The 13,831-nt window shown below is 62.4% G+C and carries 16 protein-coding genes and 1 tRNA gene; 9 read left to right on the top strand and 8 right to left on the bottom strand.

The features are described 5' to 3' along the window. The first annotated feature begins 73 nt into the window (after positions 1–73). From ACN9MW_RS04265 to ACN9MW_RS04275, 3 genes are all read left to right on the top strand, one after another. Positions 74–150: transfer RNA gene (locus ACN9MW_RS04265), tRNA-Gln, on the top strand. A gap of 109 nt (positions 151–259) precedes the next feature. Beyond that, positions 260–1,210 (top strand): ribose-phosphate pyrophosphokinase, encoded by a 951-nt coding sequence (locus tag ACN9MW_RS04270; protein ID WP_057264651.1) that lies wholly within the window; start codon positions 260–262, stop codon positions 1,208–1,210. Between the two features lie 111 nt (positions 1,211–1,321). Further along, positions 1,322–1,915 carry a 50S ribosomal protein L25/general stress protein Ctc gene (locus ACN9MW_RS04275; RefSeq protein WP_426167847.1) on the top strand — a complete coding sequence of 198 codons (594 nt, stop codon included), beginning with the start codon at positions 1,322–1,324 and terminating at the stop codon, positions 1,913–1,915. 84 nt (positions 1,916–1,999) lie between these two features. Here ACN9MW_RS04275 and ACN9MW_RS04280 read toward each other — a convergent pair whose 3' ends face one another. From ACN9MW_RS04280 to ACN9MW_RS04300, 5 genes are read right to left on the bottom strand one after another with little or no spacing between them, the layout of a single operon-like run. Beyond that, positions 2,000–2,836, bottom strand: coding sequence for an N-acetylmuramoyl-L-alanine amidase-like domain-containing protein (locus tag ACN9MW_RS04280; protein WP_426167849.1), 837 nt, complete (start codon positions 2,834–2,836; stop codon positions 2,000–2,002). 2 nt (positions 2,837–2,838) lie between these two features. Beyond that, positions 2,839–3,279 (bottom strand): hypothetical protein, encoded by a 441-nt coding sequence (locus tag ACN9MW_RS04285; RefSeq protein ID WP_426167851.1) that lies wholly within the window; start codon positions 3,277–3,279, stop codon positions 2,839–2,841. Then, a complete protein-coding gene (locus ACN9MW_RS04290; protein ID WP_426167853.1) occupies positions 3,279–3,536 on the bottom strand; it encodes a hypothetical protein in 258 nt (85 codons plus the stop codon). The genes ACN9MW_RS04285 and ACN9MW_RS04290 overlap by 1 nt, the downstream gene beginning before the upstream one ends. Before the next feature lie 4 nt (positions 3,537–3,540). Next, positions 3,541–3,843, bottom strand: a complete 303-nt coding sequence (locus tag ACN9MW_RS04295) for an ArsR/SmtB family transcription factor (protein ID WP_426167855.1) — start codon at positions 3,841–3,843, stop codon at positions 3,541–3,543. Between the two features lie 5 nt (positions 3,844–3,848). Continuing rightward, positions 3,849–4,118: a hypothetical protein gene (locus ACN9MW_RS04300; RefSeq protein WP_426167857.1), complete on the bottom strand. Its 270-nt coding sequence runs from the start codon at positions 4,116–4,118 to the stop codon at positions 3,849–3,851. A 113-nt stretch (positions 4,119–4,231) separates the two neighbouring features. Here ACN9MW_RS04300 and ACN9MW_RS04305 point away from each other — a divergent pair, with 113 nt between their 5' ends. The 3 genes from ACN9MW_RS04305 (at position 4,232) to pth (ending at position 5,800) form a co-directional block, all read left to right on the top strand. Beyond that, positions 4,232–4,696: a YybH family protein gene (locus tag ACN9MW_RS04305; protein ID WP_426167859.1), complete on the top strand. Its 465-nt coding sequence runs from the start codon at positions 4,232–4,234 to the stop codon at positions 4,694–4,696. 84 nt (positions 4,697–4,780) lie between these two features. Continuing rightward, positions 4,781–5,170, top strand: coding sequence for a hypothetical protein (locus tag ACN9MW_RS04310; protein WP_426167861.1), 390 nt, complete (start codon positions 4,781–4,783; stop codon positions 5,168–5,170). 45 nt (positions 5,171–5,215) lie between these two features. After that, entirely contained in the window at positions 5,216–5,800 is a 585-nt protein-coding gene (gene pth, locus ACN9MW_RS04315) for an aminoacyl-tRNA hydrolase (RefSeq protein ID WP_426167863.1), read from the top strand. On the opposite strand, the gene ACN9MW_RS04320 is transcribed toward pth, so the two are convergent. From ACN9MW_RS04320 to ACN9MW_RS04330, 3 genes are all read right to left on the bottom strand, one after another. Continuing rightward, positions 5,797–7,188, bottom strand: a complete 1,392-nt coding sequence (locus ACN9MW_RS04320) for a DUF3999 family protein (protein ID WP_426167865.1) — start codon at positions 7,186–7,188, stop codon at positions 5,797–5,799. The genes pth and ACN9MW_RS04320 overlap by 4 nt on opposite strands. Then, positions 7,185–10,421 carry a DUF2339 domain-containing protein gene (locus ACN9MW_RS04325; RefSeq protein ID WP_426167867.1) on the bottom strand — a complete coding sequence of 1,079 codons (3,237 nt, stop codon included), beginning with the start codon at positions 10,419–10,421 and terminating at the stop codon, positions 7,185–7,187. The genes ACN9MW_RS04320 and ACN9MW_RS04325 overlap by 4 nt, the downstream gene beginning before the upstream one ends. 112 nt (positions 10,422–10,533) lie before the next feature. Further along, positions 10,534–11,073: a DinB family protein gene (locus ACN9MW_RS04330; RefSeq protein WP_426167869.1), complete on the bottom strand. Its 540-nt coding sequence runs from the start codon at positions 11,071–11,073 to the stop codon at positions 10,534–10,536. 70 nt (positions 11,074–11,143) lie between these two features. Between ACN9MW_RS04330 and ychF the strand changes: the two genes are divergently transcribed. From ychF to ACN9MW_RS04345, 3 genes are read left to right on the top strand one after another with little or no spacing between them, the layout of a single operon-like run. Next, a complete protein-coding gene (ychF, locus tag ACN9MW_RS04335) occupies positions 11,144–12,235 on the top strand; it encodes a redox-regulated ATPase YchF (RefSeq protein ID WP_426167871.1) in 1,092 nt (363 codons plus the stop codon). Continuing rightward, positions 12,235–13,164: a hypothetical protein gene (locus tag ACN9MW_RS04340; RefSeq protein WP_426167873.1), complete on the top strand. Its 930-nt coding sequence runs from the start codon at positions 12,235–12,237 to the stop codon at positions 13,162–13,164. Before ychF ends, ACN9MW_RS04340 begins: the two co-directional genes overlap by 1 nt. Before the next feature lie 60 nt (positions 13,165–13,224). Further along, positions 13,225–13,830 (top strand): hypothetical protein, encoded by a 606-nt coding sequence (locus ACN9MW_RS04345; protein WP_426167875.1) that lies wholly within the window; start codon positions 13,225–13,227, stop codon positions 13,828–13,830. The last annotated feature ends 1 nt before the right edge of the window (position 13,831 follow it).

The raw sequence follows: 13,831 nt of genomic DNA on the forward strand, positions 1-13,831 counted from the left end.
TAAAAAGATTTGGTTTTTCGTGAAATAGGCTATATAATGTCGGCCTACTGACGGAAGACAGTCAGTTGAGAGTAGGGGAATCGCCAAGCTGGTTAAGGCACCGGATTTTGATTCCGGCATACCAAGGTTCGAATCCTTGTTCCCCTGCCACCGTTTTCCCTGGGTCTGTCGAGGCAGCAGTCTCCAGCCAGGGTTAAGACAAAAGCTCCTGTATCGCAGGAGTGCCTCAAGAATTCAACACTACCTCTCGGGACTCCCAATGGCTTACGAAAACCTGATGGTTTTTACCGGCAACGCTAATCCAGCCTTAGCAGAAGGGGTCGCAAAAAATCTCGGCATCCCACTCGGCAAAGCAGTCGTATCGAAGTTCTCGGACGGCGAAGTCATGGTCGAAATCAACGAAAACGTCCGCGGTAAAGACGTGTTCGTGCTGCAATCGACCTGCGCACCGACCAACGACAACCTGATGGAACTGATCCTGATGGTCGATGCCCTGAAACGTGCGTCCGCTGGCCGAATCACCGCTGCAATTCCTTACTTCGGCTATGCCCGCCAGGATCGCCGTCCGCGCTCCGCCCGTGTGGCCATTTCGGCAAAAGTGGTTGCCAATATGCTGGAAGAAGCCGGCGTCGAGCGCGTCCTGATCATGGACCTGCACGCAGACCAGATCCAGGGCTTCTTCGATATCCCGGTTGACAATATTTACGCTTCGCCAATCCTGCTGGGCGACCTGCAGAAAAAGGCCGAGCAAGACCTGCTGGTCGTGTCGCCTGACGTCGGCGGCGTGGTGCGTGCCCGTGCCCTGGCCAAGCGCCTCGGCTGCGACCTGGCCATCATCGACAAGCGTCGTCCAAAAGCCAACGTTTCCGAAGTGATGAACATCATCGGCGACGTGGAAGGCCGTAACTGCGTGATCATGGACGACATGGTCGACACCGCAGGTACCCTGGTCAAGGCTGCCGAAGTGCTGAAAGAGCGCGGCGCCAAGAAAGTAACCGCTTACTGCACGCACCCGGTGCTGTCCGGTCCGGCAATCGACCGTATCTCCGGCTCTTCGCTGGACGAGCTGGTGGTGACTGACACCATCCCGCTGTCCGAAGCTGCCAAGGCTTGCGGCAAGATCCGCCAACTGACCTGCGCACCGCTGCTGGCTGAGACCTTCAAGCGCATCATCAAGGGCGACTCGGTGATCTCCCTGTTCGTCGACTAAAGTTTTTCCGGCCGTGGCGCAAGCCGCGGCCGATTTCTTGAAGTGCCCTGGTCGCGGGGCACTTCGTTTATCGACAAGGCGCGAGCCTTGTTTTATTTTTTGGAGTATTCCATGAAAGTTGTAGCATTCAAACGTGATCTGCAAGGTACGGGTGCGAGCCGCCGCCTGCGTAATTCCGGCCAGACCCCTGGCATCATCTACGGTGGCACCGAAGCCCCTGTGACCATCGCCCTGGACCACAACGCACTGTTCCACGCGCTGAAAAAAGAAGCTTTCCACTCGTCCATCCTGGACATGGAAATCGACGGCAAAGTGGAAAAAGTGCTGCTGCGCGACTTCCAGATGCACGCGTTCAAGCAACTGGTTCTGCACGCTGACTTCCAGCGCGTTGACGCCAACAAGCCACTGCACGTGAAAGTTGCCCTGCACTTCGAAAACGCTGACGTGTCCCCAGCTGTGAAACTGCACGCAGCGACCATCAGCCACGTGGCCAACGAGATCGAAATCTCCTGCCTGCCAGCTGACCTGCCAGAGTTCCTGACCGTTGACCTGTCGAAGATGGATGTCGGCCAGTCGATCCACGCTTCCCAGCTGACCCTGCCGAAGGGCGTGACCATCGTGACCCACGGTTCCGATGCCACCATCGCTACCGCATCCGTGCCAGCCGGCGCTGTTGCTGCTGAAGCCGCTGCTGCTAAAGAGTAATCCTCTTTCGCCGCAATAAAAAAAGGGGACGTACCCTTTAAAGGGGTACGTCCCCTTTAAAGGGTACGTCCCCTTTTTTATTGCTTACGCGCCGGGACGCGGCTGGGGCGCCGAGGGTGGCACCACGATGGCCTCGTTCAGGCGCATGAACTTGAAGCCGGCCAGGCCATTGTTGGCACGTGCCTGGGTGCGTGCGATAAAGGCTTCGAACGGTTCTTCGCGCACTTCCGGCGCCGAAGAATGCAGGAAGTGGCGTGCTCCCTGTGCATCAAGCACCACCAGGCCAACGTGGGTCACCATGTGCTGGCCCTTGCGCACAGATACTACTTCCACCATATCGCCTTCGCCCAGCGTACCGAACTCCCGCAGCGCGCGCTCAACCGGCAGGTAGCTTTCCTGCGTGTCCTGCACTGGAATGTCGCGCTGTACATGGTGCTGGACCTTGAGGAACTGCGCACGATCGACGCGCATGGCATAGCTGGCGCCGCTGCTTGCATCTGAGAGCAGCCAGTGGTTGTTGATGTTCCAGTCCACTTCCATGTAGTGGTTGCGGCTGGCTACGCCGATCACGCCGTCCTTGTATCGAATGCGCTGCAGCGTCCAGAAGAACTCCTCCCACGAGGAGCTGAGCGCCATCGCATAGGTGTGCTCGGCGAAAACCAGGCAATCGCTGGCGGACAGGCTGTACATCGGCAGCGTGTCGTGCAGCTCGTAAGGGAATTCACCCAGCAGGTTCAGCTTGTACGGCTGGCCGATATTGCGCCGGCCGACGGTAGCGATGCGCTTGCGCAGGTCGGGTTCGGCACGCCGCACCTCGGCGATGAAGGCGCCCGCTTCCTGCGGCGACATCTGGTAAATCTGTTTCGGTTCCGCCGCCGCGGTGAGCGCGGCGGCGAGCATGACACTGGCAAGGAAAGGCATGTTCAGGCTGGTTTGGTTTTCGAGGGCCAGGTGAAGTAAGACTTGGCGATATAGCCCCAGGGTACGGCAATAATGGCCAGCAGCACGCCCAGGAAAGCATAGGTGGTACTTTCCGCCGGCGAGCCGGCCAGTTCGCCGCGCGACCAGAGCGGGTAGGCGACGATGGCCAGCCACATCACCTTGTAGAGGATCTCGAGCAGGATAATCGGCAGCATCTTCACCGGGCGCAGCAAGCCAAGGCCTGCCAGCGTGGCAAAAGCCGTCCATACGGTCCATGCCACAGCCTTGTTCGGCTCCCACGGGCCCTGGTGGGTCAGGATTTCAGTCCAGGTGGTTTGGCCCAGCATGAAGAACATCAGCGCATAGAGCAGGCGCAGCAGGTAGATGTTGATGCGCATGACGCCTTCATGCCGCGCATCGCGCTGCCACAGGCGGGCCAGCATCAGCCCACCTCTTTCAGCATGGTTTCGACTTCGGCCAGGCGGCCGTTCATGTTGGCCAGCGTGGCCTGCATGGCGGCCAGCGCGGCGGCGTTTTCCGCCTGGGTGGATGCTGCTTTCGCGGCCAGTGCGTGGTAAGCCTCGGCGTTGGCCGCTTCGGCGTGCGCCTTGTGCGCGGCGGACCAGTACTTCATGCCAAAGACAATCAGTACAGTTGCCAACGGCAGGCCCAGGGTCAACAGGTAAATATGCTCGGACATACGGTCATTCCCCTTCCAGGTTGAGATGTTTGGCAGCTTCCGCGATCGCAGCGGGATCGAGCGTCAGGCGAAAATCGGCCACTTCAAAGTAGTTCAGCGCCTTGCCGTCGCTGGAAAGCTCGTGCTTGCTGGTGACAAGGCCAGCCGCCTCCAGCTTGGCAAGGTGCAGGTGCAGCAGCGGGCGGCTGATGCCTACGTCGCGGGCCAGTTGGCTGACGTAGTTGCGGCCGTCCGTTTTCAATGCAGCGATGATGCGCAAGCGGTGCGGATTGGCAAGCGCTTCCAGCACTGGCAATAGCTTTTGCATTCCACTCACTTCAACAGCAGGCGGCAGTTGGCGCTGACCGATTCGGTCGCCATCGCCCCTTTTTCGCCACGCGCTGCTTGCATGCATTGGGCGAAGCTTTCTTCCTTGGTTTTGGGACGTTCGCATTGTTCGGCCAGCAGGGTGTTCTGGGCGATCAGCATCCTGTTTTGTTCAAGCAGCTGGTCGATGCGCTCCTTGTCCGTCATTGGCGCGTCAGCGGCCAAGGCGGGGGCGGCCAGGACTGCGGCAAACATGAGGGTAGTCAGGTATTTCATGGCACGTCCTTTCTGTTTTAAATTAAAGACACGTGTAATAAATATCTTACAGGTGGAATCTGTTGTCAAGTGTTCTATGCTGAAATGACTTTTCACCACGGGAGGACGATCCAATGAAAGCGCAACTTGCAGGGGTTATGGTGCTGGTAGCCGTATGTGCTGTGCCAGCGTTGGCGGCCGACGCCAAGGCGGATGGTGCGGCGATCAAGGCGGTCGACCAGGCCTGGCTGAAAGCCTTCGCGGCAGCCGACGGCGATGGACTGGCCAAGCTGTACGACGAAAACGCGGTACTGATGCCGCCAGGTGCGCCAGCAGTCACCGGCCGTGCGGCCATCCGCGAATTCCTGCTGAAGGAGGCGCAGGGCGCCGGCAAGTCCGGCATGGTGTTCAGCTTTGGCGAGAAATCGGACAGCGGCGCAAGCGGCAACCTGGGCTGGTCGTCCGGCACCTATATGGTGAAAGACAAGGACGGCAAGGTGGTCGAGACCGGCAAGTACCTGTCGGTGGACAAGAAGGTCAACGGCAAGTGGATGTATTGGCGCGATACCTGGAACGCTGACAGCGCAGCGCCGAAATAGTTCCGCTCTTTCTTGTGCGCCAGTTCAAGGCACAAAGCGCGAGAATGGCAAACAATGGTGGCTTGCCGACAGCGGGAGGCCGCCATGGAACAGTTGACCCCGGATGACCGGACTGCCGCACAGGAGAAAGCCTTGGATGCCGTCAATTGCGAACTGGCCTTGCTGCGACAGCACATGGATGCGCGGTTCGCCAGCATGCAGGCCTCCTTCGATGCACAATTCGCCAGCATGCAGGCCTCCACAGACGCACAGTTCACCGGCATGCGCCAATACATTGACGACGGCTTTGTGAAGCTTCGTCTCGAAATGCAGCTTTACACAAGGGATGAGATTGCCAAGGCCGTGGCACCGCTGCAGGCCCAGATCGATGCCCTGCGCGATCACGTAGACCGTATCAGCCGCTGGGGATTCGGCATGATGGCCATGATACTGATAGGCGAACTTGCCTTGCTGGCGCGCGGACTACTCGGTTGAGGGCAAGGGTATAATCTGCGGTTTTGCACTCGCAACCGCAAGACCATGCCCATCCGCCTGATCGTTGGCCTCGGCAATCCCGGCGCCGAATACGAACAAACCCGCCACAACGCCGGCTTCTGGCTGGTGGACAACCTCGCAAACTCGCTGCCGAATGCGCGCCTGCAGCGCGAATCAGGCTTCAATGCCATGGTGGCCAAGACCATCATCGGCGGCAACCAACTGTGGCTGCTGGAGCCGCAAACCTACATGAACCGCTCCGGCCAGTCGGTCGGCGCCATTGCGCGCTTCTACAAGATCCAACCGGACGAAGTGCTGGTAGTGCACGATGAACTGGACTTGCCGCCGGGCGCCGCCAAGCTGAAAAAGGGCGGTTCGTCCGGCGGCCACAATGGCCTGAAGGACATCACGTCCGCCCTGGGCACCCAGGACTATTGGCGCCTGCGCATCGGCATCGGCCATCCGCGCACGCTGAACCTGAACCAGCCGGTGGCCGACTTCGTGCTGCACCGCCCGCGTCGCGAAGAGCAATTGCTGATCGAAGAAGCGATCGAGAAAGCGCTGCGCATCATTCCCACCGCCGTCGCCGGCGACTTCACCAAGGCGACGATGGAGCTGCATACCAATTAACTGGAGCCGGCGCCGGCCTGCCGCAGCAGGCGCCACACCATCCCCGCAACAAGCGCCACGCCCAGCACCAGCACGCCCCACAGGATCATCAAGCGGTTCTGGGCGGCGCTGTTGTCGGCGCTTGCCTGCTTGGCTGCGTTGGCCAGCGCTTCAAGCTGCTCTTGCGCTGCGCCAGCCGTAGCGTGATCCAGCGTGCGCAATTCTGCCTCGGTAAAGCCGGGCGCCACCTCCCTGATATCGCGCTCCGCCGGCGCGGCTTTGTCGCGCCCCACAGCCAGCTTATAGGGCGGGGTGCCGCTGGCAACGAATACCAATGTGGCCGGCACCCAGCTTACGCGCAGCGCGGGTTTGACCGTCGGTGGCTGGTCGAAGCGCAGCACCCAACGGTCGCCAAGCCAGGCCGGAACGGCGATGTCGTCCGAGAGCCGTGATTTGCCATCCTTCTCCAGGCGGTAAAACGTGGTGTGCAGGGCCGGCTCGAAACGGAACTGGCCGGTGCGACGTACTTCGACGTAGTTGCCCAGCATCGCGGGCAACACCATATTGCCGCTGTCGATCTGCAGCCCGACGCGTCGAGCGGTGACGCCTGCCGGTTTGCTGTATTGCAGGTCGCGCGGGTCGCGGCCCGGTTGCGGCTGCAGCAGCAAGGATTCGAGCGGCGCTGCAGCCGGCCCCTGAACCGGCGACTGGGCGCTGATGCTGGCGAAGGGGAGCGGCTCGCCGCTGCGCCAGCTGAGGCGCGCATAGCGCATCTGGCGGGCCGGGAATTCCAGCTTGTCGTTGGCCAGTGTTTCAGCGCTGGCATTGGCCAGCCAGCTCAATTCCGCCACGCCGATGGCTTCCCAGTGTTTCAGGTCGTCGCTGGCTTCCAGCCATACCTGGCCGGTATAGGTGTTGCGGCCCGGCGGCAGTGCGAAATGCAGCGCGTCGACGGTAGGCGCTTGTTGCATGCCGTCCTGCCGCAGGTCGAGCACCAGTCCGGCCAGGCGTTCCTGCGTGCGGCCGGCCGGCGCGGCGCCCTGTTGCGTGGGCAGGCGGACGGAGAGCACGCGGCCATCGCTTGCAGTGCTGACTTCCAGTCCCGCCAGCGGGGCGTCGGAACGTTCCGCCATCAGTGGGAAGATACGCACCGGAAGGGCCCGGTGGCTGATGGTTGGCGCAGCATCCGGCTGACGCAGGGCAAATGGTTGCGGCGTGCCATGCGCATCGAACACGCGCAAATCGTTGAGCGACGGCGAGCGCGCATTCAGGTAGGCATCGCGCGGCAACTGCAACTGCACCACGCTTGGCTTGCCATTCACCGATAGCGGAATGAGGTGGGTGTAATTCTGCGGCAGATCGCTTACCGCAGTGGTGGCGACAGCAGCTGCCAAAAGCAACGCGTTCATGCTGCTTCCTTTTCATTTTCGCCGCCGCGCGCGGACGGATAGGGGGCAAGGTAACCGATGCCGACCATCAGCGCGCCAACGCCGAGGAAGGATACGATGCGCTCCACGCCGCCGACGTTGGACAGGTCCACCAGGAACAACTTGGCGACCACGACACCAAGCAGTACTGCGCCGGCGATCCACAATTTCCGGTCCTGCCTGCGGGCCGCGAAGCGCATCAACAGCAGCGCGGTCACGCTCCAGACCAGCGAGAGCATGGCTTGCACGAACTGCGATGCAAACAAGTGATCGAACTGGTACGGTACGCCGACGTAGTGCGACACGGTGCGCAGCAGCGCGAGGTTGAACCACGCGTAGGCGACCAATGCTGCGCCGGCCAGCAGCTGTGGACGGTAGGGCGAGAGCTTGTCCTGCAGCATGCGGTAGGCGGCAAGCGACAGCAGCAGCGCAAAGATGCTGGTCAGGTCAAGCGGATTTGCCAGCGGGACGTAGGGCAGCGGCGCCATTGCGCCATCCTGGCCCAGGTTCCAGACTGCCACCAGCAGCAGCGACCAGCCGCAGCCCAGCGGCAGCAACACGTCGCGGTACCACTCCGCTACCGGTTTCACGGGCCAGCCGTTGGCACGCACGCGGCGCATGACCCAGGCCAGGCCGCCCATCATCAGCCAGGCCGGCAGGAAGTTGGCCCAGGCCGGATCGGCGCCGCTGCCTTCCAGCCCGCGCGAAATCCAGTAGGCGCCAACCGGCCAGATCATCAGCCAGGGACCGGTGCTGCGCAGCGTGTGCAGGACCACTTGCGGCGCCTTGCCCAGCGTTGCGCCACGCATCAGCCATTCGGAGAGCAGCCACAGGGCGGCGTAGGCAAACCATACCTCGCCGGCGGGCACCGTGATGCTGCTATACAGCGCGCCAAGCATGCCCAGCGTAGTCATGCCGAACAGCAGCCATGCCGGCAGCACTGCGGCGCGCAGGGCTGGCCAGGACAGGCGTTGCGCCAGCTTGACGAACAGCGGCGTAGTAGCGACGACCACCAGGTTGTAGGCGCTGGCACGCAACGGGCTATGCGGCTCAAAGTCGCCGGTGGTGGCGATTTCATAATGGGCCAGCAGCCAGTTGGCAATCGTCGGCACGATCACCAGCAGCCACCATACGCCGGCATACGCCAGTACCGCATTCGACCAGGCAGGCGGGTATTGCGAGCCGTGGCGCTTCAGCGTCCAGGCGCTGAACACGGCGCCGGCCAGCAGCATCACGCTGCCCAGGAAAGGCGTGGCGAACAAGTCCGGCGACATCGGTGCAACGTGCCAGTTCAAGGCGAGCAGGAAGGCCAGCACCAGGCCCGCCAGCAGTTGTATGCCCAGGGCCAGGCCGCGTGCCATTGGCCAGGCCAGGCGGCGTCCGATCAGGGCCATGACGACGGCTGCGCCAAGGGCACTGGCAACCAGCAGGTTGGCCTGTAGTTTGCCGCTGGTGCGAAGAATGACTTCGGTCCAGGCGCCGCCGACCAGCCAGATAGCGGAGCCGGCGAGAAACAGCGCCCCCAGCAGTTGCAGGCGGCCCAGGCCCTCTTCGCCGGAATGGCTGCGGAAACGCATGGCCATGATGCAGGCGCTGATCGCCAGCAGCAGGAAGCCCAGCCACAGGTTGGAATGCATGGCGGCCTCCGGATCCAGGCCGGACACCGAACCGATGAAGCTGACCCAGGCGCCCAGCTGTACCAGCAGGCCGAAGCCCCAGGCCAGCGGCTGGCGCTGGCGCAGGCCGATCCAGACGATGCCGGCGCCTTCCAGCGCCCAGGCGGCAGAGGTCCAGCGGCCGTCGAGCGCCATCGGAATGGCGAGCGTGCCGAACACCACAGCCAGTGCGGTGAAGGCATCGACCAGCAGGCCGTAGGTGGCGCGGCGGCGCGCCAGCGAGATTGCCAGCGCGGCGTAGAACAGGCCAAGTACTAGGGCGGAATAGGCCATGCCGAATTCGAAGCCCTTGACCAGGCCGAATTGCAGGCTGGCGGCGAGCATCGGCGTGCCGAAGACCAGCGTGCCGTCGACATAGCCTTTCAGCTTGGGCGCCTCGAGGTGGGCGTAGGCGACGGCGATGCCGACGTAGTACAGGAAGAACAGTGCCAGGAAGCCTTGCACCGACAGGTAGAACTGCGGCTCGTAGCGCAGCACGCCCCAGGTGGTGCCAATGGCAAAAGTGAACGCGAAGCCGAGCAGGTTCAGTGCGCGCCAGGAGCGCTTGAGGGCGATCGCCAGCACCCCGGCGTTAAGCAGGGCGTAATAGCTGAACAGGCCGACGTGGCTGCCCTGGCCGGTGGACGCCAGGATCGGCGCCGCGAAGCCGCCGGTAATGCCGAAGATGGCCAGCCATTGCGCATTTTGCAGCACCGCCAGCAGGCAAGTGCCAAGCGTCAGCAGGAACAGCATGACGAAGGCCATGCCGCCCGGGATCAGGTGGTAGATGCGGAAGGCGCCAAACACCACCAGCATCAGCACCGCCATGCAGGTGCCCTGCAGCGGCAGGCTGACGCCCTTGTTGCTGTTGCGGATGCGCCAGGCCCAGGCCAGCGCGGCCAGGTCGGCGAGCACGATGCCGGCCAGGCGCAGTTCGATCGGCACGGTGACGCGGGCGGCAGCATATTTCAGCAGGAAGCTGACACCGATGAAAAGGATGAGAAGGCCGATTTTCGCCACCAGATTGCCTTCGAACAGCCAGTTGCGGGCGGCGGTCAACCAGGCTGGCGGCTCGCTTGGCGGCCGGTTTGGGCGTGCGGGAGCCGGGGCTTGTTCGGCCTTGCTTGCCTTGGCAGCAGGTTCTGGACGCGGCGCGGCAGGTGGCTCGGCATTTGCGGTGGGCGATGCAGCGGCGGCTATCTCGGCCAGAGGTTCGGGCGTGGCGGCTTGCTCAATTGGCGCCGCAGGTGTGACGGCCAGTGCCGGCGCTGGCGTTGGCTGCTGCGCTTGCCCTGGGAGCACGGCGGTACGCGCTGGCAGCGGCTCGCGCTCGGCCGGCCGGGATGGCGCGACGGAAGGCGCCGCTGCAGCTGGCGGTTCCGGCGCGACGCCTGCTTGCTGGGCAGCGGTGCGTTGCTGGAGGCTGGCAAGGGCGATTTCCAACGCAGCAAGGTCGCGCTGCAACTCGAGGGCATGCTCGCGTGCCTGTCGGGCATCGCGGCGCGCGAGCCAGGCCCAGCGCGACACAAGCGCCAGCACGATAAACCACAGCAAATCCATGAATGCTCCTATATTGTACTAATGGCATTATTTTCCATTGGTAACAATATTACAAGCGCCAGCGATACCCGTATCGCCGATTGCCCAGAGGCGTATCAGGATCTGATCCTGCTCAAGCCTCCGCCTCAGGAACCAGCAACAGCAGGTCCGTCGCACCCACGTCAACGCCGGCCTGGGACAGCAGGGTGCTGGCCTGGCCGCGATGATGGGTTTGGTGATTGAAGAAATGCAGCAGCAATAGCCCGAGTTGCCGCTGGTTGGCTTCGCCGTTCATGCGGCGATAGCTGATGACGGCGTCCAGGTCCGCCTCCGTCAGGCCGGCGCTCCAGTCAAGGATCAGGCGGTCAAGCCAGGCCCGGTGCTCGCGCAGGGCGGCCAGGGAATCGAAGAGCGGCTGATCCAGCGCGATCGGCGCCGGCAAGGCCAACACAGGCGCAAGTGCGGCGGCAAAGCGCGGATGGACGCCGATGCGTTTCAGCCAGATGGTGTCTGCCACGGCGATGTGGTTCAGGGTCGCCAGCAGGGAACCAAAGAACGCGCCGCGGTCTGCCGTCAATTCCTCCGCCGGCAAGGCCGCCGCCGCTTCGTACAGCTTGTTGTTCATCCACTCGTTGTAGCGGGCCAGCAGGGCGATATGGGCGGTTCTGGACATGTTCTGGGGTACAATCTCGGTCTATTTGCGGAAAATTCCGTAGCAGAACAATATCATTTAAAGGTTTTCCATGAGTCTCAAATGCGGCATCGTCGGCCTGCCTAACGTCGGCAAGTCCACTCTTTTCAATGCACTGACCAAGGCCGGCATCGCGGCAGAGAACTACCCGTTCTGCACCATCGAGCCAAACGTCGGCGTGGTGGAAGTGCCTGATCCGCGCCTGAAGCAGCTGGCTGAAATCGTCAAGCCGGAACGCATCCTGCCTGCCATCGTGGAGTTCGTCGACATCGCCGGCCTGGTGGCTGGCGCGTCCAAGGGTGAAGGCCTGGGCAACCAGTTCTTGTCCCACATCCGCGAAACCGACGCTATCGTGAATGTGGTGCGCTGCTTCGAAGACGACAACGTCGTACACGTGGCCGGCCGCGTATCACCGCTGGACGACATCGAAGTGATCCAGACCGAGCTGGCGCTGGCCGACCTGTCGACCGTGGAAAAAACCATCGCCCGCGAGCAGAAGAAAGCCCGCTCCGGCGACAAGGATTCGGCCAAGCTGGTAGCCCTGCTGGAAACCCTGGTGCCGCACCTGAACGAAGCCAAGCCAGTGCGCGTCATGGGCCTGGGCGCCGAAGACATGGCGTTGATCAAGCCGCTGTGCCTGATCACCGCCAAGCCAGCCATGTACGTGGCCAATGTGTCCGACAGCGGCTTCACCAACAACCCGCTGCTGGACCAGCTGACCAAGTACGCCGAAGCCCAGAACGCGCCGATCGTGGCCATCTGCGCCGCCATCGAAGCGGAAATCGCCGAACTGGACGACGCCGACAAGGAAGCCTTCCTGGCCGACATGGGCATGGCCGAACCTGGCCTGGACCGCCTGATCCGCGCCGGCTTCAAGCTGCTCGGCCTGCAAACCTACTTCACCGCCGGCGTGAAGGAAGTGCGCGCCTGGACCATCCACGTAGGCGACACCGCGCCGCAAGCTGCCGGCGTGATCCACACCGACTTCGAGCGCGGCTTCATCCGCGCCCAGACCATCGCCTTCGACGACTACATCGCGTTCAAAGGGGAAACCGGCGCCAAGGAAGCGGGCAAGATGCGCGCTGAAGGCAAGGAATACGTGGTCAAGGATGGCGACGTGCTGAACTTCCTGTTCAACGTTTGATGCAGGCCAGCGCCCTCGCTGCCGCGCTGGCGGCGCTGCTGTTGACTGCGCCGGCGGTGGCGCAGCAGGGCACCTACTTCCACAAGAAATTTGATGGCACCATCGGCGACAAGCTCAAGTTCAGCATGGACTTGAAAAATGTCGATGGCGTCATTTCCGGCACTTACCGCTATGCGGGCAAGAAATCCGAGCTCTTCCTGAAAGGCAAGGCCGCACCCGACGGCACGCTTGTGATGGACGAGCAGCTCGCATTCAATCCCACGGTCACGGGCCGCTTGCGCGCGGTGCTGCGCGACGGCAGCCTGCAGGGCAGCTGGCAATCGCCGGACGGCGGCAAGAACTTGCCGCTGGTCGCCCACCAGACTTCTGAAATCATCATCCCGCCGAAAAAGGCGCTGTTGGCCGGTGCGGTCGGCAAGTATCGCCTGTCCGCGATCCAAGGCTTTGGCGGTGCCAATACCATGTGGGACCTGAGCCGCGACAGCAAGGGGCGCTGGAGTGGCAGCGAATCTTCGATTTCCGGCGGCACGCGCCAAGGGGGCGACATGGGCTTGAGCAAGAGCGACGAAAAGCTCCTCGCCAGCACCCTGGTCGAAGTGTTGCCCGACCTGTCCGTGCGCCTCTCGGCTGGAGGCAAGTTGCTGCTTACCGTGCCGTTTCGCGAAGAAGGCATGGAGTACGGCCTGAGGGAGGCCTTCGACGACAATCTGAAGGCCTTGTCGCCCAGGACTACGGTGTGGGATGAGCAGCTGTACCTGCTGGCACAGGAAAACACCACCTTCTACCGCTCCCTCTATACCGCACTGGTCGAGGATCAACCGGCCCGGGTGCTGCTGCGCTACTCGGTCGTCAGCGCATCGTTCGAATTGACCATTAAGCCGGCCGGGTGCTGCGACAATGCGGTCCTGACCTTCGCCCGCTCCAACTGATCGAGCGGGGATTGCCGGCCCAAGTCCTGCCTTGCGCGGTGTTTCTATCGAGTTTCAAAAATGGGCTATCAAGTCGAGAAGATGTCCCGCGAGGACATCGATTGGATTTATTCGGTCGCGGCGCTCGCCGGGTGGCATTGGTACCTGCACCCGCGCCAGTCGGCGGAAGTGATGTGGTTGGGTGGCGGATTCACGGTCGACCGGGCTGCGGGAAGCTTCATGTTGTGGTTGCCGCGCCGAAGGGAGATGCCCGCAGACCACTACCTGTTCCACTGTAACGAATGGACATTGCACTTGTGGCAGGAAGATCACTGCGAATATTCGGTCGAGGACATGCAAGCAGGCCCTGAGGACAACCTGGAGCAGGCGCGGGTGCTGGTCGAGAAAGCATTCCAGTCCGGCGGGTGGCACCTTACTGGCAAAAAAGACGACATTTTCGCTGTGCCTGCCAATGGTGCGTGGTACAGGCTATATCGCCGCGGACCCATCTCCAATCAAGTTGCTATTGAAGGCCAAGCCCGGATTCCGCCAAAATTGCTAAGCAGCCTGAAGGAAGAAATTACGGCGGCTTTTGCAGTATTTGGCGATTCGGGGCGCGGCCCCACGATAGGAGCTACAGGCTGGCCGATGATCCCTGTTTTCGTCGCGGAGGACAGGCGGGGTTGAT

This window comes from Pseudoduganella sp. R-34 (assembly GCF_049904655.1).
Classification (GTDB): Bacteria; Pseudomonadota; Gammaproteobacteria; order Burkholderiales; family Burkholderiaceae_D; genus Rugamonas.